This window comes from Streptomyces sp. NPDC043878, from assembly GCF_056435735.1.
Window position 1 is genome coordinate 1 of record NZ_JBWKDW010000044.1, and the last position, 23,832, is coordinate 23,832.

A 23,832-nucleotide genomic window follows, 5' to 3' on the forward strand; every position below is an offset into this window, starting at 1 on the left:
GGCGTATACGGCCACACTCGCGATCCCCGCGTCCCGGCACGCCCGGGCCACACGGACAGCGATTTCGCCACGGTTGGCGATGAGCACCTTGCGCACGATGAGGCTCCCTCCTTGAAACAAGCCGAGTTTAGGGACTGCCGACACGGCACTTCGACCCGTCCCCGATGGTGAGCTTGCCCACACGGAGCGTGATTCGAGGCGCGCTCGACCGGGAAATCCCTTGTCGCACCTCGGCACGCAGGACTCCTCCCGGAAACCCTAGCCCTCTGATGTGGTCAAGGTCTCTGTGAGAGCGTGCTGCGGCCCACTCGGTTTCTTTGTGGAGTCCCTACGAATGGCCCAATGATTCTTTGCCCTCCGCAGAACCCTTGTCCCGCGGTTTACCCGTTAGTAGCGTTCACGATGTCTCGAACGTACTTGGGGTAACAGGAAGCTTGCTCGCGCGACAGTCGAAAGTGGGTGGGACCGGTGGTGCGCAGGCCGGTGGCGTGGATCGTGGCGGTCGTGCTGTTCGCCGAGGCGATCGGCATCGCCGCACTCAACTGGTTCATGGGCGTCGTGGTCGACCGGCAGAAGATGTCCCTGGCGGGCCTCGACCCCGACGTCATGTCGATGTCGTCCAAGATCGGCGGGGTCGTCTTCGGCCTCTACTTCGCGCTGTGCGGCCTGGTCGCGCTGCTGGTGGCGCTGCGGAACCGGCGGCCTGCGGGGGTCGGCCGCATCCTGTTGATCAGCGCCGCCGTGGTGCACGCCCTACTGGGCGCCTTCACCTGGGGGCTGGTCGGCTGGAACGCGTGGCTGTTCATGGTGCTGGTCTTCGCGCTGATCGTGCTGCTCCTGATGACGTACGACGCGCGGCAGCGGTCCGTGGCCGACGAGCCCGCCGGCGCCAAGGGGGACGGGGGCTCCCCGGTCACGCCTCCGCCGGCGCCCACAACTCCGTGATGCCGACGCCCAGTTGACCCAGCAGTCGGCGGACCAGGGGCAGGCTGATGCCGATCACGTTGCCGTGGTCGCCGTCGATGCCGTCGATGAACGGCGCCGAGCGGCCGTCCAGGGTGAAGGACCCGGCGACGTGGAGGGGTTCGCCCGAGGCGACGTACGCGGCGATCTCGTCGTCGGTCGGTTCACCGAAACGGACGACGGTGGACGCTGTCGCCGACACGTGCCGCTCGCTCGCCGTGTCCCAGACGCAGTGGCCGGTCTGCAGGGTCCCGGCGCGGCCGCGCATCGACTTCCAGCGGGCGGTGGCCTCCTCGGCGTCCGCGGGCTTGCCCAGTGCCATGCCGTCGAGGTCGAGCACCGAGTCGCAGCCGATCACCAGCGCGCCCCTGACCTCCGGCCTCGCCGCCACGACGGACGCCTTCGCCTCGGCGAGGGCGAGGGCCAGGTCGGCCGGCGTGGGTGCGCTCACGGCGTCCTCGTCGACCCCGCTCACGATGACCTCGGGGTCCAGTCCGGCCTGGCGCAGCAGGCCCAGCCGGGCGGGGGACTGGGAGGCGAGGACGAGTCGGCGGCGCGGCTGATCAGTCATGCGGCCAGGGTATCGGCGCGCCGGGCGCCCCTCACCCCGGTTCCGTCCCGCACCTCACCTCAGTCCGATGACGATCATCACGAGCACCATGGCCAGCGCCATCAGAACGCTCAGCCGCCGGAGCATGTTCTGCGTGTCACGCAGTTCCTTCGGCGGCTCGTCGTCAGGGTCGGACCACAGCATGCCTCCGAGCCTGCGTCGGCCCGGGGACCGGACGCCTGAGTACGCGTACTCAACTTCGCGGGCGGCGGCCGTACGGCGGCCGGGCCGGCACCGAGGACCGCGCGCGCACGAGGAAGGGTCCCGCGGACGGACACCGCGGGACCCTTCCTGCCGGCCGGCGTCGTACGGACCGCCGCCCCGCGCCTGCTCAGCCGGGCCAGTACGTGCGGGCCCACGCCGTCCCGCCGGGCTGGGGCAGCCGGCGGGACGCGATGCGGGCCGGGTCCGACCACGCGTCACGCGGGGCCGCCACGCCCTCCGGGGCGGCCGCCGCCACCGCGGCGCGGGCCCGCACCACCGCCAGGGCGGCGGCCAGCTCCTCCGGGGTCGGATTGCCCCGGACGACCTTGATCGTCATAACGGCTCCTCGGTGTCGGGCGGACGGCTCCTAGAGAGGGATGTTGCCGTGCTTCTTCGGCGGCAGGGACTCCCGCTTGGTCCGCAGTTGCCGCAGGCCGCGTACGACGTGCCGGCGGGTGTCGGACGGCATGATCACGCTGTCGATGTAGCCGCGCTCGGCCGCGATGTAGGGGTTGAGGAGGGCGTCCTCGTACTCCCGGATGAGCCGCGCCCGGGTCGCCTCCAGCTCGCCGGCGGCCTCCGCCTCGGCGATGGTCCTGCGGTGCAGGATGTTGACCGCGCCCTGCGCGCCCATGACGGCGATCTGGGCCGTCGGCCAGGCCAGGTTGAGGTCGGCGCCCAGGTGCTTGGAGCCCATGACGTCGTACGCCCCGCCGAAGGCCTTCCGGGTGATCACCGTGATCAGCGGGACCGTCGCCTCGGCGTAGGCGTAGATCAGCTTGGCGCCGCGGCGGATGATGCCGGTGTGCTCCTGGTCGACGCCCGGCAGGAAGCCCGGCACGTCGACGAAGGTGAGGACGGGCACGTTGAACGCGTCGCAGGTGCGCACGAAGCGCGCGGCCTTCTCGCTCGCGTCGATGTCGAGGCAGCCCGCGAACTGCATCGGCTGGTTGGCGACGATGCCCACCGGACGGCCCTCGACCCGGCCGAAGCCGGTCAGGATGTTCGGCGCGAACAGCGACTGCGTCTCGAAGAACTCGGCGTCGTCCAGGACGTGTTCGATCACCGTGTGCATGTCGTACGGCTGGTTCGCGCTGTCCGGGACGATCGTGTCCAGCTCGCGGTCCTCGTCGGTGACGGCGAGGTCCGCCTCCTCCGGGTAGACCGGGGGCTCGCTGAGGTTGTTGGACGGCAGGTACGACAGGAGCTGCTTGACGTACTCGATCGCGTCCTTCTCGTCGCCGGCCATGTGGTGGGCCACGCCCGACGCGGAGTTGTGCGTCCGGGCGCCGCCCAGTTCCTCGAAGCCGACGTCCTCGCCGGTGACCGTCTTGATGACGTCGGGACCGGTGATGAACATGTGCGAGGTCTGGTCGACCATGACCGTGAAGTCGGTGATGGCGGGGGAGTAGACCGCGCCACCCGCGCACGGCCCGACCACCAGGCTGATCTGCGGGATCACTCCCGAGGCGTGGGTGTTGCGGCGGAAGATCTCACCGTAGGCACCGAGGGAGGCGACCCCCTCCTGGATGCGGGCGCCACCGGAGTCGTTGATGCCGATGACGGGACAGCCCGTCTTCAGCGCGAAGTCCATCACCTTGACGATCTTCTGCCCGTAGACCTCGCCGAGGGCACCGCCGAAGACGGTGAAGTCCTGGGAGAACACGGCGACCGGGCGGCCGTCGACGGTCCCGTAGCCGGTGACGACGCCGTCGCCGTAGGGCCGGTTGTTCTCGAGTCCGAAGTTGGTGGACCGGTGGCGGGCGAACTCGTCGAGTTCGACGAAGGACTCCTCGTCGAGCAGGAGCTCGACCCGCTCACGGGCCGTCAGTTTGCCCTTGGCGTGCTGCTTCTCGACGGCGCGTTCCGAGCCGGCATGCGTCGCTTCCTGGATACGGCGCTGCAGGTCCGCCAACTTGCCGGCGGTCGTGTGGATGTCGGTCTGTTGCGGCTCTTCCGGCTCGGACATCGGGATACGGCTCCCTGCCTGCTCAAAAGGGGGGACGGTTACTCATCCGTAGAGTAGTGGCGGCCCTACCGATCGGCAGTGCGGCGTTTACCACACCTAGGGTGGCTTGCATGACGCCGCCCGATGCAGCAGACGCGAACGACAGCCGCTGGTCCGACCTCGACCGCCCGCCCCTCAACGCCGCCGCCCTGCGCCGGGCGCTGCTGCGCGAGGGCGGCCTGTGGTCGGGCGTCGAACTGGTGCAGCGCACCGGCTCCACCAACTCCGACCTGGTGGCACGGGCCGAGGCGGGCACGGCCGCCGAGGGCGCGGTCCTGGTCGCCGAGGAGCAGACGGCCGGGCGCGGCCGCCTGGACCGCCAGTGGACGGCACCCGCCCGCTCCGGCCTGTTCTTCTCCGTACTGCTGAACCCGAGCGAGGTCCCGGTGGCCCGCTGGGGCTGGCTGCCGCTGCTGACCGGCGTGGCGGTGGCCACCGGGCTGTCCCGGGCGGCGGGCGTCGACACGGCACTCAAGTGGCCCAACGACCTGCTGGTCACCGTCGGCGGCGAGGAGCGCAAGACGGGCGGCATCCTCGCGGAGCGGGCCGGTGACCGGGGGGTGGTCGTCGGGGTCGGCATCAACGTCACCCTGCGCGCGCACGAGCTGCCGGTACCGCAGGCGGGGTCGCTGGTGCTGGCCGAAGCGGTGAGCACGGACCGCGACACCCTGCTGCGCGGCGTGCTGCGGTCACTGGAGGAGTGGTACGGCCGCTGGCGTGCGGCCGGGGGCGACCCGGCGGTCAGCGGACTCCAGGAGACGTACGCGGCGGGATGCGCCACGCTGGGTCGGGAGGTCCGGGCCGAGCTGCCCGGGCAGCGTTCGCTCGTCGGGGAGGCGGTGGCGGTCGACGGAGACGGCCGCCTCGTGATCGCCACGAAGGAAGGGGTACAGGAGCCGGTGGGTGCGGGCGACATCGTCCATCTGAGGGCGGCCTGAGGCCCTCTGCGGGTGCTCTGAGGTCGGTCTGGGGCCGGTCGGCGGGTGCTCCGAGGTCCGCCTGAGGGCGGTCTGCGGGTGCTCTGAGGTTGGTCCGCGGGTCATCCGCGGACGGTCTCCCCGGGTGGTCCGCGGACGGTCTCCGGGTGGTCCGAGGGCCGCTGAGGTGGCGTCCGCGGGGCCGTCCGGGTCGGCCCCGGGCGCGGCTCGGGGTCCGGGTGCGGGAGCGGGTTCCGGCGGTGGGCCGAGGGTGGCCCGACAGGTCCGGGGGCGGTCCGGCCGGCCGGGAAAGGGCAGCGTGGGCCGCACGTCACGGAGTGAGCTGGCGCACACCTGCCGTAGAGTTGAGGCCGGTCGATACCTGGCCGTGACAGATCGGAAGGGCAGCAGGCGTGACCGTCGACGACACGGGCTCCGGCACGGACGGGGACGGCCGGATGGACCCTCCCCCGCTCTCGCCTGCCCCGGAGCCGGAGGACGACCAGGCCGCCGACTCCGGCCAGAACCCCCTCGCCCTGCGCCTCGAACAGCTCATCCTCGGCGCCGAACGCCGCTACACGCCCTTCCAGGCGGCCCGCAGCGCCGGCGTGTCGATGGAACTGGCGTCGCGGTTCTGGCGGGCCATGGGCTTCGCCGACATCGGCCAGGCCAAGGCGCTCACGGAGGCCGACGTCCTGGCCCTGCGGCGGCTCGCCGGCCTCGTCGAGGCGGGCCTGCTCAGCGAGGCGATGGCCGTGCAGGTGGCGCGGTCCACCGGGCAGACCACCGCCCGGCTGGCCGAGTGGCAGATGGACTCCTTCCTGGAGGGCCTGACCGAGCCGCCCGAGCCGGGGATGACGCGCACCGAGGTGACGTACCCGATCGTCGAGCTGCTGCTGCCCGAGCTGGAGGAGTTCCTCGTCTACGTGTGGCGGCGCCAGCTCGCCGCCTCCGCGGGCCGGGTCATCCAGACCGCCGACGACGAGGAGATGGTGGACCGGCGCCTCGCCGTCGGTTTCGCGGACCTCGTGGGGTTCACACGGCTGACCCGGCGGATGGAGGAGGAGGAGCTCGGCGAACTCGTCGAGGCCTTCGAGACCACCGCCGCCGACCTGGTCGCCGCCAACGGCGGACGGCTCATCAAGACGCTCGGCGACGAGGTGCTGTACGCCGCCGACGACGCGGGCGTGGCCGCGGAGATCGCGCTGCGCCTCATCGAGACGATGGCGAACGACGAGACGATGCCCGAGCTCCGCGTCGGCATCGCGTTCGGCACGGTCACCACCCGAATGGGCGATGTCTTCGGTACGACGGTGAACCTGGCCTCGCGGCTGACGTCGATAGCTCCTCGTGACGCCGTCCTGGTGGACAGCGCCTTCGCGGAGGACCTGATCCGCACGGGAGAGGCGCCGGCCTCCGAGGCGGAGGCGGCCGAGGCGGCGGCCGCGGCGGAGAAGGAGGGCGAGGAGCCCCCCACGTACCGTTTCGCACTCCAGCCGATGTGGCAGCGTCCGGTCCGTGGCCTCGGCGTGGTCGAGCCCTGGCTGCTGACCCGCCGCAGCCCGGAGCCGTAGCCCTCGCCTTTCACCGCCGCGCCTCACCTCGCCTGCCCGGCGACCGCCGGCCGTGCGGGTGTCGCCGGCTCGCGGCGGGCCGCCCTCGACCGGCGTCCGGTCGGTCGCCGTCGCGGCGTTCTCCGTCGCGGTCTGTCGTCAGTCGCGGTCTGTCTTCAGGGGGTCCACGCACAGGCCGATGATCGGCACGCACAGGCCCGGCGTGCGCGGGGGTGGCGGAGCGGTGGTGCGGGTCGGGGTGGGTGCCGGGGTGTGGGCGGGCGGGTCGGCGGGGGCCGTCGTGGACGGTGGGCGGGGTGTCGGCGTGGGTGCCGGGGTGTTCGCCGTGTCCGGGATGGTCGTGCTGTCGGGCTCCGGAGTCGGCCCGGCGGTGGCAGCGGCGGTGGACGGGGCCGTGAACGGGGACACGGGGGACGCGGGCGCGCCGGGGGCGGGCAGCAGGCCGGTGTCCGGCGTGGGTGACGAGCTCAGCCCGCCCATGGCCGACGTCGACGACGGGCTCACCTCGGGCGCCTTCCGGAGGGAGGCGGCCGCGTTCGTCGACCGGCCCGCGTCGGTGTCGGCGCCCGGGTCGGCGCTGGGCTCGGCCTCCGCGGAGCCGATACCGGCGACACCCGAGTCCGGGGCCAGCCGGACCAGGCTCAGCACACCGGCGGCCAACGCCAGCCCGCCGGCGGCCAGCAGCACCTTGCGGGGGCGCGGCCTGCGGTGCCGGCCGCGGACGCGCGGGGCGAAGAGACGGAGCGGCTCGACGGCGACGGGGGCACCGGCGACGGCGGACTCGGCCGTGCCGCCCGCCGCTTCCGCTCCGGTACGTCCTTCCGCCCCGACTGTCGTGTACGTGGTCACGATCCCTCCCCGATGCCATGGCGGAGCGCACGTTATGCGCTTCTGTGGGCGTTCGGGAGGGAGTTGGGCGGGATGTCACTCGTACGAGGTGCCGGGTCCCGGGCCGGGAACCGGGCGGGCGGGGCTCGGTCTTTCCCCGGCCGGCCTCGGCTGCGATGATCGGGGAAACGGTGTTAACCCGCGTTAACTGGAGGGTGTCATGGGCGAGGAGCGGTTCGGGGAGTTCGTGCTGGTGCGGCGGCACGGGGACGGGCATGTCGCGGAGCTGGCCCTCGACCGGCCCAAGGCGATGAACGCCGTGTCGACCGACATGGCCCGCTCCCTCGCGGCCGCCTGCACCGCGCTGGGCGGGGACCGAGACGTACGGGTGGTCGTGCTGACCTCGACGCACGAGCGGGCCTTCTGTGTCGGGGCCGACCTGAAGGAGCGCAACTCCTTCAGCGACGCCGACCTGGTGCGGCAGCGGCCGGTCACCCGGGGCGCGTACACGGGGGTCCTGGAACTGCCGGTGCCGTCGATCGCGGCGGTGCACGGGTTCGCCCTGGGCGGCGGCTTCGAGATCGCCCTGGCCTGCGACCTGATCGTGGCCGACCGGACCGCCGTGGTAGGGCTGCCGGAGGTGTCGGTCGGGGTGATCCCGGGCGGCGGCGGTACGCAGCTGCTGCCCCGGCGGGTGGGGGCCGCGCGGGCCGCCGAGCTGATCTTCACGGCCCGGCGGGTGGAGGCGGCGGAGGCCCGGGAGTGGGGGCTGGTGGACCAGTTGGTGGAGGAGGGCCGGGACCGCGAGGAGGCCCTCGCGCTGGCCGCCCGGATCGCGGCGAACTCACCGGTCGGACTGCGGGCGGCGAAGCAGGCGCTGCGCCTCGGGCACGGGCTCGACCTGCGGGCCGGGCTGGAGGTCGAGGACGCGGCCTGGCGCTCGGTGGCGTTCTCGGGCGACCGCGCGGAGGGCGTGGCGGCCTTCAACGAGAAGCGCACCCCGGACTGGCCGGGGGAGTGAGCCCCGCGACCGGGCGGCGCGGCTGAGCGGCGCGGCCCCGCCGGGCCACCCCATCCGCCGCGCTGCCCCGCCGGGCCACCCCGCCGCGCCGCCGCGCCACCCCATCCGCCGCGCTGCCCCGCCGCGCCGCGCCACCCCATCCGCCGCGCTGCCCCGCCCCGCCGGGCCACCCCATCCGCCGCGCTGCCCCGCCCCGCCGTGCCGCCCCGTCCGCCGCGCTGACCGGTCCCGCCGTGCCACCCCGCCCGCCCTGCCCCGCGCGACCCGCCCACCCCCGTACCAACACCTGTTCGGCACAACAATGTCCCCATAAGTCCTGAACCTCCCTAGCCTGGGGTGATGGGTGAGGACAAGCGGCTCGCGGCTGTGGTCGCGTTGGCGCAGGGCATGGCGGCGGCCCACGGTTCACGGGAGGCGTGGCGCGCCGCCGCGTCCGGCGCGTGCCGTGCGCTGGGCGGGAGCTTCGCCGCGCTGTCGGTGTGGGAGCGCGAGCTCGGCCGGCTGCGGGTCCTCGTCAACCACGGCGCGCGCGCCGTGGACGAGGAGGAGTTCCCCGAGGGCGAGGCCTACCCGGTGCACCAGTTCCCGGAGATCACCGAGTTCCTGCACGAGCGCTGGGCCGGGGGCGGTGAGCCGAACGCCTGGGTGGAGACCGCCGAGGGTCCGGCGGCGGGCGGCCGCCCCGGTTACGTCCATCAGCGTGTCGCCGCCCTGCGCCGCCGTGGCCGCGGCTGCTGCGTCGTCGCGCCGATCGTGCTGAACGGGCGGGCCTGGGGCGAGCTGTACGTCGCCCGCCCGGCCGGCGCGCCCCTCTTCGAGCGGGCCGACGCCGACTTCGCCACCGTGCTGGCCGCCGTCGTCGCCGCCGGTATCGCCCAGGCGGAGCGGCTGGAGGAGGTCCGGCGGCTGGCGTTCACCGACGCGCTCACGGGGCTGGCCAACCGCCGTGCCGTCGACGGGCGGCTCGACGAGGCGATCGAACGGCACCGGCGGGACGGCCTGGTCGTCAGCCTCGTGGTGTGCGACCTCAACGGGCTCAAGCGGGTCAACGACACCCGCGGCCACGCCGTCGGCGATCGGCTGCTCGAACGGTTCGGGTCCGTGCTGTCGCTGTGCGGGGCGATGCTGCCCGGCACGCTCGCGGCCCGTCTCGGCGGCGACGAGTTCTGTCTGCTGGCGGTCGGGCCGACCGCCGACGCGGTGGTCAAGGCGGCCGACGAACTCTGCCGCCGGGCGGCCGACCTGGAGCTCGGTGACGGCGTGGCCTGCGGGGTCGCCTCCACCGAGGACCCGATCGGGCCGGTCCGCTCGGCCCGCCGGCTGTTCCGGCTGGCCGACGCGGCCCAGTACCAGGCCAAGGCCGAACGGGCGGGCAGACCGGTGGTCGCCGGGCGCCAGGGCCCGGACGATCCCGTCGTACGGCTGGCCGACGAGCCCTCCGGTGAGGCGACCGCGGAGCGCCGCAGGTTCCGGGGACGGCACTGACCGCCGGCCCCTCGCGCCGTAGCGGTTCCCGCGGCCCTCGGTAAGGGGCGAACCCGGCCCCCACTGGTGACATCTTCGAATTCACTGCGTACGCTCCTGAATATGGATATGCACACTGTGGTGGTGGGGACGTCCGGGGTGACCGCGTCCGACGTGCTCGCCGTGGCGCGCGGCGGCGCCCGGGTCGAACTCTCCGAGGAGGCGGTCGCGGCCCTCGCCGCGGCCCGCGCGATCGTGGACCGGCTCGCCGCCCGTCCCGAACCCGTCTACGGCGTGAGCACCGGCTTCGGCGCCCTGGCGACCCGGCACATCAGCCCGGAACTGCGCGCCCAGCTCCAGCGCAACATCGTCCGCTCGCACGCCGCCGGGATGGGACCGCGCGTCGAGCGTGAGGTCGTGCGGGCCCTGATGTTCCTGCGGCTCAAGACCGTCTGCTCGGGCCGCACCGGCGTCCGGCCGGAGGTCGCGCGGACCATGGCCGACGTCCTCAACGCCGGCATCACCCCGGTCGTCCACGAGTACGGCTCCCTCGGCTGCTCCGGTGACCTCGCCCCGCTCTCCCACTGCGCCCTGACCCTCATGGGCGAGGGCGACGCGGAGGGCCCCGACGGAGCGGTCCGCCCGGCCGGCGAACTCCTCGCCGAGCACGGCATCGCCCCGGTCGAACTGCGCGAGAAGGAGGGGCTCGCCCTCCTCAACGGCACCGACGGCATGCTCGGCATGCTGATCATGGCCCTCGCCGACCTGGACACCCTCTACAAGTCGGCGGACATCACCGCGGCGCTCAGCCTCGAAGCCCTCCTCGGCACCGAGAAGGTGCTCGCGCCCGAGCTGCACGCCATCCGCCCGCACCCCGGGCAGGGCGACAGCGCCGCCAACATGCTGGCCGTGCTGGAGGGTTCGGAACTCACCGGCCACCACCAGGACGGCGCGCCCCGGGTCCAGGACGCCTACTCCGTGCGCTGCGCCCCGCAGGTCGCCGGTGCCGGACGCGACACGATGGCCCACGCCCGCCTGGTCGCCGAGCGCGAACTGGCCTCCGCGGTCGACAATCCCGTCGTACTCCCCGACGGGCGGGTGGAGTCCAACGGCAACTTCCACGGCGCCCCGGTCGCCTACGTCCTCGACTTCCTCGCGATCGCGGCCGCCGACCTCGCCTCCATCGCCGAGCGCCGCACCGACCGGCTGCTCGACAAGAACCGCAGCCACGGCCTCCCGCCGTTCCTCGCGGACGACGCCGGCGTCGACTCGGGGCTCATGATCGCCCAGTACACGCAGGCCGCGCTGGTCAGCGAGTTGAAGCGGCTCGCCGTACCGGCCTCCGCGGACTCGATCCCGTCCTCCGCGATGCAGGAGGACCACGTCTCCATGGGCTGGTCGGCCGCGCGCAAGCTGCGCACCGTCGTCGACAACCTCACGCGCGTGCTCGCCATCGAGCTCTACGCCGCCACGCGTGCCGTGGAGTTGCGTGAGGGCCTCACCCCGGCGCCGGCCTCGCGGGCGGTCGTCGAGGCGGTACGCAAGGCGGGCGTCCAGGGCCCCGGTCCGGACCGCTTCCTCGCGCCCGACCTCGCCGCCGCGGACACGTTCGTGCGCGACGGCCTGCTCGTCACGGCGGCCGAGACGGTCACCGGGCCGCTCCGCTAGGCCGATCCGGGGCCCCGTCCTCCGACAGGGCCCCGAAGGCGGTCACTTGAGCTTGGCGGCCTGGGCCTTCACGACGGCGGCCGGTACGGCGTAGGTCTTCTTGGAGATCATCGCGCCGAGGTTCATCGTGTAGTACGACGCGATGGTGTTGCCGTGCCGCACGACCTCGCCGTGCACCGGGGCGGTGTCGCCGTCCTCCAGGGCGCCGGTCGCGGCGAAGGCCACCGACGCGTCCCCCACGCCCGTGGCCTTCTCGGCGGAGACCTCGGTGAACTTCTGCTTCTCCCCGCCGGCGGTGGCCGTGAAGCCGCCCGCGCACCCGGTGACCGCGTCGGAGACGGTCCGCATCGCCTTCTCGGCGCCGTCACCCTCGTAGGAGGACAGGGCGACCACGGTGACGTTCAGGCTGAAGGCGCCGGTGAGAGCGTTCTCGACGTCCTCACCGGACACGTCGTCCACCGGGGCCGAGGCGGCGGCCGAGGGCTTCGGCTTCTGCGTGGCCGTGCGGTGGGTCTCCGCCGCCGCGTCGCCCGGCGCGAGGCCGCTGAAGACGTACAGCAGCGGCGCGCACTTCGCGTCGTCCGCCTTGATGGCGCTCTTGGAGGACGGGCCGCTCTTCGCCGCCGCGACCCGGTAGCCGGCCACGTCGCCCTGAGTGATGATCAGCTTCTTCAACTCGGCGGCGCCGAGCGCCTTCTCGGCGCCGGTCGGCCTGCCGGAAGCCGAACTCCCGGCGCCACCGGCGCTGTCGGCGCCCTCCGCGCCGTCCGAGCTTCCGCCGCATCCTGTGATGAGGGCGAGCGACAGCACGCTCACAGCCGCCGTGGCGGTCGCACGAACCCTCGATGATCTCTTCATGGACGGACTATGAGGTCCAAGTCAAGGAATCGTCAAGCAACTTAAAAGCCGAGGCGTTCCCGGCGTACCGAGTACACGACGAATCCCGCGCCCAGCGTCAGGAACAGGGTGCCGCCGACGACGTACGGCGTGGTGTCGAAGCTGCCGGTGTCGGCCAGCCCGGGACCGCCCACCACCTCTCCGCCGCCCGTGGACGCGGCCCGCGCCTGTGTCGTGACCACGGGGGTGACATGGGTGGTGACCTGCGCGGACGGGGTCGCCGAGGGTGCCGTTCTCGCCGGTTGGTCCCCGGTCGCGTTCGCGGACGGGACGAACCACAGGGCACCCAGCAGGGTGGCCGCGGCGGTGGCGGTCAGCAGTGGACGGCGAGCGGATGACACGGAATATCGATCCCCTTGTGGTGCTGGCGAATTGGCCGTGTGGGCCGATGGTAGTGAAAGTCGCGGGTCACGGGAAAGTCACGGGAGCCACGGGCCGTACGCTCCGGGCATGACTGCTGAAGAGACATCACGTTTTGTACGGCTTCGCGTGGAGCTTGTCGTCGAGGTCGACGACGAGGGCGCGCTGGCCAAGGCCGCGCTGCGCCGCATCGCGGGTGACACCGATATGCCGGCCGATGAGCGGGTACACGCCGAAAGTGCTGTGACGGAGGACACCGCGGAGGCCCTGGCCTACCTCGTCGACCCGTTCGACCTGGTCAGCGAGGTGCCGGGGATCGAACTCGCGCAGGCTTCCTGGAGCAGCGAGCAGACCGACTACGACCCGGATTCGCCGGACTGGGATCTCGACGGGGATGATGGCGACGAGTACGACGAGGACGCACCCGGCGAAGACCGGGTCGGCTGAGGCCCCCGGGAGGTTCGTCACCCCGGGCGGCAACCGCCGGCCGGGGATCCGTCGTCTCAGGGGGCGCACGGACCGATATCCGCACCACGCGCCCCGGCGGACGTGGTGTGCCCCACACGTCCGGGGAATGCGGAACGGGACGAACCGGCCGTAGCGTTGAAGACTTGACAACGGGGCTCGGGCTTTTTGGGGAAATCGGCGACGATGGAGAAGCGTGTGATGACGGACAGTAAGCGGCGCAGGGGCCTGACGGTCGCGTCCGCACTGCTCGGAGGTGTGCTGGTGCTCTCGGCGTGCTCCAGCGGCGCCGACGCCTCAGGGAACGACGGAGGCAAGGACACCTCGCAGGCCAAGGTCGACGAGGCGGCTGCCAAGAAGACCTCCGAGGCCCAGATCAAGATCACGCCGAAGGACGGCTCGACCAACGCCTCCATCAACAACTCGGCGACCGTCACCGTGAGCAAGGGCTCGCTCACCCAGGTGGCGATGACGACCGCCGACGGCAAGACCGTCGCGGGCGAGATATCCGCGGACAGGACCAGCTGGAAGCCCAGCACCCAGCTGGAGCGCTCGACCACCTACAAGCTGACCGCGACCGCGAAGGACGCCGACGGCCGCGCCGCCCACGAGAACGGCACGTTCACCACGGTCTCCCCGAGCAACAGCTTCATCGGCAACTTCTCGCCGGAGGACGGGTCCACCGTCGGCGTCGGTTACCCCGTGTCGATCAACTTCGACAAGGCCATCACCAACAAGGCGGCCGTCCAGAAGGGCGTCACCGTCACCTCCAGCAGCGGCCAGGAGGTCGTCTGCCACTGGTTCAGCGCCAACCGCATGGACTGCCGGCCCGACGAGTACTGGAAGGAGAACTCCACCGTCACGCTGAAGCTCGCGCTCGACGGTGTCGAGGGCGCCTCCGGTGTCTACGGCGTGCAGCAGAAGACGGTCACCTTCAAGACCGGCCGCAACCAGGTCTCCTACGTCGACGCGAAGACCAAGCAGATGAAGGTCACGCAGGACGGCAAGACGATCAAGACCATCCCGATCTCCGCCGGTTCGCCGGAGAACAAGACCTACGAGGGTCAGATGGTGATGTCGGAGAAGTTCAAGGAGACGCGCATGAACGGCGCGACCGTGGGCTTCACCGACGACGACGGCAAGGGCGAGTACGACATCAAGGACGTGCCGCACGCCATCCGCCTGACCAACTCCGGCACCTTCGTGCACGGCAACTACTGGGGCGCCAAGTCCATCTTCGGCAGCGTCAACACCAGCCACGGCTGTGTGGGTCTGTCGGACACCAAGGGCGCCAACGACCCGAACACGGCCGCCTCCTGGTTCTACAACCACTCGATCCTCGGTGACGTGGTGGTCGTGAAGAACACCGGTGACAAGACCGTCGCCCCGGACAACGGCCTCAACGGCTGGAACATGGACTGGGCCCAGTGGAAGGCCGGTTCGGCCGTCTGACGTCCGCTCCGGTCCCGTCCGGTCGCCTTTTCCGGACCGGTCCCGCGCAGTTCTCCGATGCCGCCCTCTCAGGGGCGGCATCGGTGTTTCCGGGGTCCCCCACAGCCTTCTCATCCTTCTCTTATGCCGGGCTTATCGAAGCATCACGGTGCGTCCCTAGCTTTCGGCCATGTTCTTCACCTACCTGAGGCGCGAACTGCGCCGCCGTAGAAAAGCGGCCCTCGTCGTCGCCTCCGGACTCGCGCTGGGCATCGCGCTGGTCATCGTGGTCAGTTCCGTGTCGTCCGGCATGGGCAGGGCCCAGGACAAGGTCCTCCAGTCGCTGTACGGCCTGGGCACCGACATGACGGTCACCAAGGCCGCCCAGCCCCAGGCGAGCAGCTCGGACCGTCCGCGCTTCCAGTTCGACGCGCAGGACAACGGTTCCGACAAGGAACAGAGCACCGACCGCGTCATGGTGCAGGGCTTCCAGACGCTGTCCGCCTCGACCGTCGGCAAGGTCGGCACCCAGGCCGGCGTCTCCGACGCGGTCGGCGGGCTGAGCCTGACGGTCCTCAAGGTCAGCGGCCAGTTCACCCGCGGCCAGTTCCAGCAGAACGGCAACGCCGGCGGCCCACAGGGCGCCCCCGGCGGCAACGGCGGCGGCACCGGCCAGCCGCAGGGCGAAGTGCGGGGCGGCGGCGCCAACTTCGACGTCAACAACTACTCCGTCTTCGGCACCGACGTCACCCGGCCCGCCCTCGGCCCGCTGACCTCGTCGAAGATCACCAGCGGCCGTGCGTTCACGACGAAGGAGACCGACGCCAAGGTCGCCGTTCTCGACTCGGCGTACGCCAAGGAGAAGAAGCTCAAGGTCGGCAGCACCGTCACCGTCAAGGGCGTGAAGTACAAGGTCATCGGCGTCGCCACCGCCGACAGCGGAGACGCGGCCGCCAACGTCTACATCCCGCTCAAGCAGGCGCAGGCGCTCAGCGACTCGAAGAACAAGGTCACCACGATCTACGTCAAGGCGGCCGACTCCCAGAAGATCGACGCCGTCAAGTCCACCATCCAGAAGAACATCTCGGGTACGACGGTCACCACCTCCGCCGACCTCGCGGACACCGTGTCCGGCTCCCTGTCCACCGCCTCCAGCCTCGCCACCAACGTCGGCAAGTGGCTGTCCATCGCGGTGCTCGTGGCCGCCTTCCTGGTCGCCGGCCTGCTCACCTCCTCGGCGGTCTCCCGCCGGGTGCGCGAGTTCGGCACGCTGAAGGCGCTGGGCTGGAAGTCGGGCCGGGTCACCCGGCAGGTCGTCGGTGAGGCCATCGTCAACGGTCTGGTCGGCGGTGCCCTCGGCATCGCGCTCGGCCTGGCCGGCGCCTACGTCGTCACCGCCATCAGCCCCACCCTCCAGGCCCAGCTGGGCGGCGGCACGGGCGGCGGAGCGGGTGGTCCCGGCGGTGGCGGCGGCTTCGGCGGCCCGGGCCGGCAGGCCGCGGCCAGGACGCTCGACGTCGCGCTCACCGCACCCGTCAGCGTCACCACCATCGGTGTCGCGGTCGGCCTCGCGGTGGCCGGCGGACTGATCGCCGGAGCCTTCGGCGGCTGGCGCGCCTCCCGGCTGCGTCCCGCGGACGCCCTGCGCCGCGTCGAGTAGCAGCGGCCCCCGCCCGGCCAGGGGCCCGTCGCGACCTGTCGACGGGCCCCGAACCCCTATACGTATCCCAGGAGTTGGACCATGTACGAACTCAGAGGCGTCACCAAGCGCTATGCGCGGGGCAAGGAGACCGTCGACGCGCTCGCCGGTGTCGACCTGACCATCGCGGACGGCGACCGGCTCGTCATCCAGGGCCCCACCGGCGGCGGCAAGTCCACGCTGCTGCAGATGCTCGGCGGGCTCGACCGGCCGACCGCGGGCGAGGTCGTCCTCGACGGCACCGACCTCGCGAAACTGTCCGAGGCCAAGCTCACCCGGGTGCGCAGCGAGAACATCGGCTTCGTCTTCCAGAGCTTCAACCTGATCCCGACGCTCACCGCGCAGGAGAACGTCGAGACCGCCCTCGTACCGCTCGGGGTGAAGGGCAGGGACCGGCGTGAGCGGGCCGCGGAGGCGCTGCGGTCGGTCGGCCTCGGCGAGCGGCTCGGGCACCTGCCGGGCGAGATGTCCGGCGGCCAGCAGCAGCGGGTGGCGATCGCGCGGGCGCTGGTGAAGCAGCCGAAGGTGCTGCTGTGCGACGAGCCCACCGGAAACCTCGACGAATCGATGCGCGACGAGATCATGGACGTACTGGAGCGCATGTGGAAGGAGTTCGGGCTCACTTTCATCATGGTCACCCACGATTCGTCGATCGCGAGGAAGGCGCCGCGCCTGGCGACGATCCGCAAGGGAAAGATCACGGTGAAGGAGAACGCGACGAACGCGTGACGGCGAAATCCTCACGGGACAACACGACGAACGCGTAACAAGGTGCCGTTGTCAGGCACCTGTCTATTGAGCTCTGTGATCACCCCCCGGCATACTGCGTGTTCCGGGGGGTGCACGCACGTGCGTGCGAAAGCTCCCCCGGCCGGGTGAAAGGGGAATGTCACCCGGTACTTCCACGAGGGGGAGTTTTGCGCAGACAAGTGAAAAAGGCATGCGCGGTCACGATCGCCACGGCGGCCGCCGTGGCCCTGGCGGCGGGCATGACCAGCCCGGCGTCGGCGAAGGCCGAGCAGGCGAGTGCCCCGAAGGCCCCGCTCACGTCGAAGCACCGCCTCACCCTGATCACCGGTGACCGCGTCGTGCTCGACACCAAGGGCCGCGTCGTCGGCCTGGAGCCCGCCAAGGGCCGCGAGCACATACCCGTCCAGACCCGCAGGGCCGACGGGCACACCTACGTCATCCCGGCCGACGTCGCCCGTCTGGTCGCGAACGGCAAGCTGGACCAGCGCCTGTTCGACGTCACCGAGCTCGACAAGGCCGCCACCCGCAAGTCCCAGAAGCACGGCCTGAAGGTCATCGTCGGCTACAGCGGCACCGCGTCGGCCACCAAGGCCGACGTGCGCGACGCGGGCAAGCTCCGCTCGAACCTCAGGTCCCTCAACGCCGACGCCATCCAGACGCCGAAGCAGGACGCGCCCGAACTGTGGGACGCGGTCACCAACGGCGACAAGACGGCCTCCGGCATCGCGCACGTCTGGCTCGACGGCGTCCGCAAGGCCAGCCTCGACAAGTCCGTGCCGCAGATCGGCGCCCCCACCGCGTGGGCGGCCGGCTACGACGGCAAGGGCGTCAAGATCGCCGTCCTGGACACCGGCATCGACGCGACCCACCCGGACCTCAAGGACCAGGTGATCGCGGCCAAGAACTTCTCCACCTCCGCCGACGCGACCGACAAGTTCGGCCACGGCACGCACGTCGCCTCCATCGCCGCCGGCACCGGCGCGAAGTCGGGCGGCAAGTACAAGGGCGTGGCGCCGGGCGCGAAGCTGCTCAACGGCAAGGTCCTCAGCGACGACGGCTACGGCGACGACTCGCAGATCCTCGCGGGCATGGAGTGGGCGGCCGAGCAGGGCGCCGACGTCGTCAACCTCAGCCTCGGCGGCGGCGACACCCCGGAGATCGACCCGCTGGAAGCCGAGGTGAACAAGCTCTCGGAGACCAAGGGCATCCTGTTCGCCATCGCCGCCGGCAACGACGGCGACTTCGGCGAGCAGACCATCGGCTCCCCGGGCAGCGCGGCCGCGGCCCTGACCGTCGGCGCGGTCGACGACAAGGACAAGCTGGCCTCCTTCTCCAGCCGCGGCCCCGGCCTCGACGGGCAGATCAAGCCCGACGTGACCGCGCCCGGCGTCGACATCACCGCGGCCGCCGCCCCGGGCAGCCTCATCGACCAGGAGGTCGGGGAGAAGCCGCCGGGCTATCTCACGATCTCCGGTACGTCGATGGCGACCCCGCACGTGGCGGGCGCGGCGGCGATCCTCAAGCAGGAGCACCCGGACTGGACGTACGCCGAGCTGAAGGGCGCGCTGACCGGCTCCGCTAAGGGCGGCAAGTACACGCCGTTCGAGCAGGGTTCGGGCCGCATCCAGGTCGACAAGGCCATCAAGCAGTCCGTGATCGCCGACCCCTCGTCGGTGAGCTTCGGACTCCAGCAGTGGCCGCACACCGACGACACGCCGGTCGCCAAGCAGCTGACGTACCGCAACCTCGGCACCACGGACGTGACGCTGAAGCTGGCGGTGGCCGCCACCGACCCGAAGGGGCAGGCCGCTCCGGCCGGCTTCTTCAAGCTCGGCGCCACCACGGTGACGGTCCCGGCGGGCGGCAAGGCCTCCGTCGACCTCACCGTCAACAGCAAGCTGGGCGGCACCACCGACGGCGCGTACTCCGCGTACGTGACCGCGACGGGCGCCGGCCAGACCGTGCGCACGGCGGCGGCGGTGCAGCGGGAGGTCGAGTCCTACGACGTCACGCTGAAGTTCCTCGACCGTGACGGCAAGCCGGCGCAGTACTACGACACCGACCTGGAAGGCATCTCCGGTCTCGCCAAGGAGAAGTCCTTCTCCCCGTACGACCCCGACGGCACCGTCACCGTTCGCGTGCCCCGCGGCGGCTACGTCCTCAACACCAGTGTCTTCGTGGACCCGAAGGACTTCAGCAAGGGTGCCGACTGGCTGGCCCGACCGAAGCTGAGCGTCACCGGGAACACCACGCTCACGCTGGACGCGCGCATCGCGAAGCCGGTCGACATCACCGTTCCGGACGCGGCCGCCAAGTCGGAGTTCGCATCGCCGGAGTTCTCGGTCGACTCGCCCGACCTCGGGGTCAGCTTCGGCTGGTTCCTGGACTCCTACGCCAACTTCCGCACGGCGCACCTCGGTCCGCAGGTCACCGACGGCTCGCTGACCCAGCAGTGGGACGGCCACTGGAGCAGCGGCGCGGCCAAGGAGTACGACACCACGACCGGCGCCACGGTCAAGCAGCTCGCCACCGGCTACACCAAGCACTACAAGGCGACCGACTTCGCCAAGGTGAAGGTCGGCATGGGCTCCGGGGCCAGCGGCAAGAAGGGCTCGGTGGCCGCGACCGGCTGGCTGCCCGGGAGCTTCGGCGCGTCGTCCATGGGCATCCCGCAGACCCTGCCCGGCACCCGGACGCTGTACCTGTCCACGGCAGGCGGCGTGAAGTGGGACCTGGACTTCCAGCAGTCCGGCGGCGTCGACCAGGACGGTTTCCCGATCTCCGAGGCGTACTACACGCTGGGCGGCTCGCAGACCTTCAAGGCGGGCCAGACCTACTCGAAGACGTTCAACACGGCCGTGTTCGGACCGCACCTCAACTCCGACTTCGGCATCTACCGCGACGGCAACAGCATCTCCGGTTTCCTCCCGCTGTTCGCCGACGGCAAGACCCACGCGGGTTCCTCCGACTTCACCTCGGTCACCTCGACCCTGTACCGCAACGGCACCAAGGTCGGCTCCAATGACGACCCGCTGTTCGGTGAGAAGGAGTTCAAGGTCCCGTCGGGCGACGCCGAGTACAAGCTGACGACGTCGGTCAAGCGCAGCGTCAAGATCGCGGCGGCCTCCACCCGCGTCGACACGAGCTTCACGTTCCGCTCGAAGAGGACCGCGGGCATGGTGAAGCTGCCCGCCTCCGTCGCCCGCTTCGCGGCGGCCACCGGCCTGGACAACCGGGTCGAGGCCGGCCGGACGGTCACGATCCCGGTGGTCGTCGAGGGAGCGGCCAAGGGCAGCAACCTCAGGTCGCTGGCGGTGTACGTGTCCTACGACTACGGCCAGACCTGGAAGAAGGTCACCGTGGTAAACGGCAAGATCAAGGTCAAGAACCCGGCGAAGGGGAAGGCCATCTCCTTCCACGCGAAGATCGCCGACAAGAAGGGCAACAAGTCGACGGTCTCGATCTACAACGCGTACTACGGCAAGTAGGGCAGGAAGCACGACTGCCACAGCGCGTAGGTCGTACGACGGTCGGTAGGCCGTGAGCGAACGGCCCACCGGAGGTACAGCCTCCGGTGGGCCGTTCGTGTTTCTGTGGGCCCATGACCACACAGACCGTCGAATACATCCGCTACCGCATTCCCGAGGACCGCTCGGCGGAGTTCCTCGCCGCCTACACCCGGGCCGGCGCGCGGCTCGCGGCGGCGCCCGAGTGCCTCGACTACGAGCTGGCCCGCAGCGAGGAGGACTTCCAGCACTTCATCCTGCGGATCACCTGGACGTCGAGCGAGGCCCATCTGGAGGGTTTCCGGAAGTCGGAGCTGTTCGACGACTTCCTCGCCGAGATCGGCCCCTACACCGGCGACATCGAGGAGATGCGCCACTACAAGCCGACGGCGGTGCGGGGGTCCGGCTCGGCCGTGCCGACCCTCTACGACTGGGCGGGCGGTGCCGAGGCATTCGCCCGGCTCACCACGGTCTTCTACGAGAAGGTCCTGCGCGACGACCTGCTGGCCCCCGTGTTCGCGGGCCTGGCAGCCGAGCACGCCTCGCATGTCGCGCTCTGGCTCGGCGAGGTCTTCGGCGGGCCGCCCGCCTACTCCGAGACCCAGGGCGGCCACGGCCACATGGTCGCCAAGCACGTCGGCAAGAACATCACCGAGGCGCAGCGCCGCCGCTGGGTCGAGCTGATCCAGGACGCGGCCGACGAGGCGGGACTGCCGGCCGACGCCGAGTTCCGCTCGGCGTTCCTGGCCTACGTGGAGTGGGGCACCCGGCTCGCCGTCCACTTCTCCGGCCCCGGGGCGACACCTCCCGCGGAACAGCCCGTGCCGAGGTGGAGCTGGGGGGCCATGCCGCCGTACCAGGGGTGAGCCAGACCGCGGGCGGCGCCGTCAGGACGCCGGGGCCGGTCTGCCTGTCTCCGACCCCGGTGGCGTCACGCCGACGGCGCCGGTCTGCCTGTCCCCGATCCGGGTGGCGTCACGCCTACGGCGCCGGTCTGCCTGTCCCCGATCCGGGTGGCGTCACGCCTACGGCGCCGGTCTGCCTGTCCCCGATCCGGGTGGCGTCACGCCGACGGCGCCGGTCTGCCCGTCCCCGACCGGGTGGCGTCCGCGCCCCAGCTCGCCAGCAGACGCAGCGCCTCCGCCGAGGCCGAGGACGGCTCCGCGTGGTACATCAGCATGCTCTGCTCGCTGTCGTCGGGCAGCCGCAACGACTCGAACCGCAGGGCCAGTTCACCGACCAGGGGATGGTGCAGCAACTTCACGCCGTGGCTCTTCTCCTTCACGTCGTGCGTGGCCCACAGCCGCCGGAACTCCTCGCTCTTCACGGAGAGTTCGCCCACCAGGGCGGACAGCCGCGGGTCGTCCGGATGGCAGCCCGCGTCCATGCGCAGCGCGCACACGATGTCGATCGCCTTCTGCTCCCAGTCCACGAACAGGTCGCGGTACTCGGGGCGCAGGAAGACGAGCCGCGCCCAGTTCCGCTCCGCCGGCGGCAGCTCCGACCAGTCGCCGAAGACCGCGGCCGCCATCCGGTTCCACGCCAGGATCTCCGTGCGCCGCCCCACGACGTACGACGGAACGCCGTCCATCGTGTCCAGCAGCTGCCGCAGCGACGTCCGCACCTGCTGGGGCCGCGCCGAGGACTTCTTCTTGTGCTGCCTGGGGTTCGCGAGGTGGGTGAGGTGCGCGTGCTCGGCGTCGCTCAGCCGCAGCGCGCGGGCGATCGAGTCCAGCACCTCCGCCGACACGTTCCGCCCGTTGCCCTGCTCCAGGCGCGTGTAGTACGCCACCGACACCCCGGCGAGCTGCGCGAGTTCCTCCCGGCGCAGCCCCGGCACCCGCCGGTGCCGCCCGAAGCCGTGCAGCCCCACGTCCTCCGGCTTCAGCCGGGCGCGCCGGGTGCGCAGGAACTCGCTGAGCTCGGCGCGCCGGTCCAGCGCTCCGCCGGCGCCCACGGGGTCGGCCAGGGGGTCGGGCGATTCGTCCATACGTCCAGTATTCACGGTCGTACGTTCACGAGCCTGACCCCGCCAGTGGTAGGCACAGCGAACGTAGGCAGGGGCGTGGCCTGGGTGAAGGCCGGTACTTCGGGCAGGCTGGACGGCGTGCCCGGAAAAGAGCAGCAGGCAGCCGGGCACGCGTTCCCTCACCCCCCTAGGAGACCCCGGTATGACCACAGTCGCCGCGTACGCCGCCCCCGCCGCCAAGGCTCCGCTGGAGCGCACCACGATCGAGCGCCGTCCGGTAGGCGAATTCGACGTCCTGATCGACGTCAAGTTCGCCGGCATCTGCCACTCCGACATACACCAGGCCCGGGAGGGCTGGGGCGAGGCGATCTTCCCGATGGTCCCCGGCCACGAGATCGCCGGCATCGTGACCGAGGTCGGTTCCGGCGTCACGAAGTTCAAGGTCGGCGACCGCGCGGGCGTCGGCTGCCTGGTCGACTCCTGCCGTGAGTGCGACAACTGCAAGGCCGGCCTGGAGCAGTACTGCACCGTCGGCGGTGTCGGCACCTACAACGCCGTCGGCAAGGACGGCGAGCCCACCTACGGCGGCTACTCCGAGAAGATCGTCGTGGACGAGAACTACACCCTGCACATCCCCGAGGGCCTGAAGCTGGAGGAGGCCGCGCCGCTGCTGTGCGCCGGCATCACCACGTACTCCCCGCTGAAGCACTGGAACGCCGGCCCCGGCAAGAAGGTCGCCATCCTCGGCATGGGCGGCCTCGGCCACATGGGCGTCAAGATCGCCCACGCGCTGGGCGCCGAGGTCACCGTGCTCTCGCAGTCGCTGCGCAAGAAGGAGGACGGCCTCAAGCTGGGCGCCGACCACTACTACGCCACCAGCGACCCGGAGACGTTCAAGAAGCTGCGCGGCACCTTCGACCTGATCCTGTCGACGGTCTCCGCCCCGCTGAACCTGGACCAGTTCCTGGCCCTGCTCAGGACGGACGGCGCCTTCGTGAACGTCGGCGCGCCCGAGGAGCCCGTCGCGCTCAACCTGTTCTCCGTGATCGGCGGCCGCAAGACCCTCGCCGGTTCCGGCATCGGCGGCATCCAGGAGACCCAGGAGATGCTGGACTTCTGCGCCGAGCACGGCTTCGGTGCCGAGATCGAGCTGATCAGCGCCTCCGAGATCAACGAGGCGTACGAGCGGGTGCTCGCCAGCGACGTCCGCTACCGCTTCGTCATCGACACGGCGACGATCTGACACCCCCCGCTCCGAAGCCCGGGCCCCGACGGCGTACGCGCCGCCGGGGCCCGGGCTTTCGGCACGGCGGCCCCGCGCGCGTTGCCACCCGCCCCGGCGGTGGGGCGCCCACCATCCGCTTCTCCCCGCCCTCTGCCCCGGCGGCCACCACTCGGTTCTCCTCGTCACCTGCCCCGGCGGCCACCACTCGCTTCTCCTCGTCACCTTCCCCGGCTGTACGGCGGCCACCGCTCGCTTCTCCCGCCCCCTGTCCAC

General features: G+C 71.5%; 22 protein-coding genes. 13 read left to right on the top strand and 9 right to left on the bottom strand.

Translation table 11 applies throughout. From position 1 onward, the window contains the following. On the bottom strand, positions 1 to 96 hold a 96-nt coding region (locus tag AC07AZ_RS36645; protein WP_279617129.1), incomplete at its 3' end, for a biotin carboxylase N-terminal domain-containing protein. Positions 97 to 468: 372 nt separating this feature from the next. On the opposite strand from AC07AZ_RS36645, the gene AC07AZ_RS36650 reads away from it, so the two are divergent. Beyond that, positions 469 to 945 carry a hypothetical protein gene (locus tag AC07AZ_RS36650; RefSeq protein WP_478855084.1) on the top strand — a complete coding sequence of 159 codons (477 nt, stop codon included), beginning with the start codon at positions 469 to 471 and terminating at the stop codon, positions 943 to 945. Here AC07AZ_RS36650 and AC07AZ_RS36655 read toward each other — a convergent pair. The 4 genes from AC07AZ_RS36655 to AC07AZ_RS36670 form a co-directional block, all read right to left on the bottom strand. Continuing rightward, positions 914 to 1,534, bottom strand: coding sequence for a Maf family protein (locus AC07AZ_RS36655; RefSeq protein ID WP_478855085.1), 621 nt, complete (start codon positions 1,532 to 1,534; stop codon positions 914 to 916). The genes AC07AZ_RS36650 and AC07AZ_RS36655 overlap by 32 nt on opposite strands. A gap of 54 nt (positions 1,535 to 1,588) precedes the next feature. Next, positions 1,589 to 1,717 (bottom strand): morphogenic membrane protein MmpB, encoded by a 129-nt coding sequence (mmpB, locus tag AC07AZ_RS36660; protein WP_478855086.1) that lies wholly within the window; start codon positions 1,715 to 1,717, stop codon positions 1,589 to 1,591. Between the two features lie 187 nt (positions 1,718 to 1,904). After that, on the bottom strand, positions 1,905 to 2,114 hold the full coding sequence (locus AC07AZ_RS36665; protein ID WP_356049865.1) for an acyl-CoA carboxylase epsilon subunit: 210 nt from the start codon (positions 2,112 to 2,114) through the stop codon (positions 1,905 to 1,907). Between the two features lie 30 nt (positions 2,115 to 2,144). Then, positions 2,145 to 3,746 carry an acyl-CoA carboxylase subunit beta gene (locus AC07AZ_RS36670; protein WP_478855087.1) on the bottom strand — a complete coding sequence of 534 codons (1,602 nt, stop codon included), beginning with the start codon at positions 3,744 to 3,746 and terminating at the stop codon, positions 2,145 to 2,147. A 110-nt stretch (positions 3,747 to 3,856) separates the two neighbouring features. On the opposite strand from AC07AZ_RS36670, the gene AC07AZ_RS36675 reads away from it, so the two are divergent. After that, positions 3,857 to 4,723, top strand: coding sequence for a biotin--[acetyl-CoA-carboxylase] ligase (locus AC07AZ_RS36675; protein ID WP_478855088.1), 867 nt, complete (start codon positions 3,857 to 3,859; stop codon positions 4,721 to 4,723). 392 nt (positions 4,724 to 5,115) lie between these two features. Further along, on the top strand, positions 5,116 to 6,276 hold the full coding sequence (locus AC07AZ_RS36680) for an adenylate/guanylate cyclase domain-containing protein (protein WP_478855089.1): 1,161 nt from the start codon (positions 5,116 to 5,118) through the stop codon (positions 6,274 to 6,276). Between the two features lie 138 nt (positions 6,277 to 6,414). Here AC07AZ_RS36680 and AC07AZ_RS36685 read toward each other — a convergent pair whose 3' ends face one another. Then, positions 6,415 to 7,125: a hypothetical protein gene (locus tag AC07AZ_RS36685; RefSeq protein ID WP_478855090.1), complete on the bottom strand. Its 711-nt coding sequence runs from the start codon at positions 7,123 to 7,125 to the stop codon at positions 6,415 to 6,417. 199 nt (positions 7,126 to 7,324) lie between these two features. On the opposite strand from AC07AZ_RS36685, the gene AC07AZ_RS36690 reads away from it, so the two are divergent. The 3 genes from AC07AZ_RS36690 (at position 7,325) to hutH (ending at position 11,257) form a co-directional block, all read left to right on the top strand. Beyond that, positions 7,325 to 8,125: an enoyl-CoA hydratase/isomerase family protein gene (locus AC07AZ_RS36690; RefSeq protein WP_478855091.1), complete on the top strand. Its 801-nt coding sequence runs from the start codon at positions 7,325 to 7,327 to the stop codon at positions 8,123 to 8,125. 339 nt (positions 8,126 to 8,464) lie between these two features. After that, the gene (locus tag AC07AZ_RS36695) at positions 8,465 to 9,610 is read left to right on the top strand and encodes a GGDEF domain-containing protein (RefSeq protein WP_478855092.1); all 1,146 of its coding nucleotides are present in this window, start codon (positions 8,465 to 8,467) and stop codon (positions 9,608 to 9,610) included. 108 nt (positions 9,611 to 9,718) lie between these two features. Next, the gene (gene hutH, locus AC07AZ_RS36700; RefSeq protein WP_478855121.1) at positions 9,719 to 11,257 is read left to right on the top strand and encodes a histidine ammonia-lyase; all 1,539 of its coding nucleotides are present in this window, start codon (positions 9,719 to 9,721) and stop codon (positions 11,255 to 11,257) included. 42 nt (positions 11,258 to 11,299) lie between these two features. Here the strand turns inward: hutH and AC07AZ_RS36705 are convergent, their stop codons facing one another. Continuing rightward, positions 11,300 to 12,115 carry a hypothetical protein gene (locus AC07AZ_RS36705; RefSeq protein ID WP_478855093.1) on the bottom strand — a complete coding sequence of 272 codons (816 nt, stop codon included), beginning with the start codon at positions 12,113 to 12,115 and terminating at the stop codon, positions 11,300 to 11,302. Positions 12,116 to 12,156: 41 nt separating this feature from the next. Further along, positions 12,157 to 12,495: a hypothetical protein gene (locus AC07AZ_RS36710; protein ID WP_478855094.1), complete on the bottom strand. Its 339-nt coding sequence runs from the start codon at positions 12,493 to 12,495 to the stop codon at positions 12,157 to 12,159. A 109-nt stretch (positions 12,496 to 12,604) separates the two neighbouring features. On the opposite strand from AC07AZ_RS36710, the gene AC07AZ_RS36715 reads away from it, so the two are divergent. The 6 genes from AC07AZ_RS36715 to AC07AZ_RS36740 all read left to right on the top strand — a co-directional run bounded on the left by AC07AZ_RS36715 (position 12,605) and on the right by AC07AZ_RS36740 (position 21,231). Beyond that, positions 12,605 to 12,961: a hypothetical protein gene (locus AC07AZ_RS36715; RefSeq protein WP_478855095.1), complete on the top strand. Its 357-nt coding sequence runs from the start codon at positions 12,605 to 12,607 to the stop codon at positions 12,959 to 12,961. A gap of 219 nt (positions 12,962 to 13,180) precedes the next feature. Then, on the top strand, positions 13,181 to 14,431 hold the full coding sequence (locus tag AC07AZ_RS36720; protein ID WP_478855096.1) for a L,D-transpeptidase: 1,251 nt from the start codon (positions 13,181 to 13,183) through the stop codon (positions 14,429 to 14,431). 169 nt (positions 14,432 to 14,600) lie between these two features. Continuing rightward, complete coding sequence (locus tag AC07AZ_RS36725) at positions 14,601 to 16,070, top strand: ABC transporter permease (protein ID WP_478855097.1); 1,470 nt, start codon at positions 14,601 to 14,603, stop codon at positions 16,068 to 16,070. 81 nt (positions 16,071 to 16,151) lie between these two features. Beyond that, positions 16,152 to 16,838, top strand: coding sequence for an ABC transporter ATP-binding protein (locus AC07AZ_RS36730; RefSeq protein WP_478855098.1), 687 nt, complete (start codon positions 16,152 to 16,154; stop codon positions 16,836 to 16,838). 200 nt (positions 16,839 to 17,038) lie between these two features. Further along, a complete protein-coding gene (locus AC07AZ_RS36735; protein WP_478855099.1) occupies positions 17,039 to 20,347 on the top strand; it encodes a S8 family peptidase in 3,309 nt (1,102 codons plus the stop codon). A gap of 113 nt (positions 20,348 to 20,460) precedes the next feature. After that, positions 20,461 to 21,231 carry a globin domain-containing protein gene (locus AC07AZ_RS36740; RefSeq protein WP_478855100.1) on the top strand — a complete coding sequence of 257 codons (771 nt, stop codon included), beginning with the start codon at positions 20,461 to 20,463 and terminating at the stop codon, positions 21,229 to 21,231. A 197-nt stretch (positions 21,232 to 21,428) separates the two neighbouring features. Here the strand turns inward: AC07AZ_RS36740 and AC07AZ_RS36745 are convergent, their stop codons facing one another. Beyond that, positions 21,429 to 22,355, bottom strand: a complete 927-nt coding sequence (locus AC07AZ_RS36745) for a helix-turn-helix domain-containing protein (RefSeq protein WP_478855101.1) — start codon at positions 22,353 to 22,355, stop codon at positions 21,429 to 21,431. Between the two features lie 181 nt (positions 22,356 to 22,536). Here AC07AZ_RS36745 and AC07AZ_RS36750 point away from each other — a divergent pair, with 181 nt between their 5' ends. Continuing rightward, positions 22,537 to 23,577, top strand: coding sequence for an NAD(P)-dependent alcohol dehydrogenase (locus AC07AZ_RS36750; RefSeq protein WP_478855102.1), 1,041 nt, complete (start codon positions 22,537 to 22,539; stop codon positions 23,575 to 23,577). Positions 23,578 to 23,832: the final 255 nt, after the last annotated feature.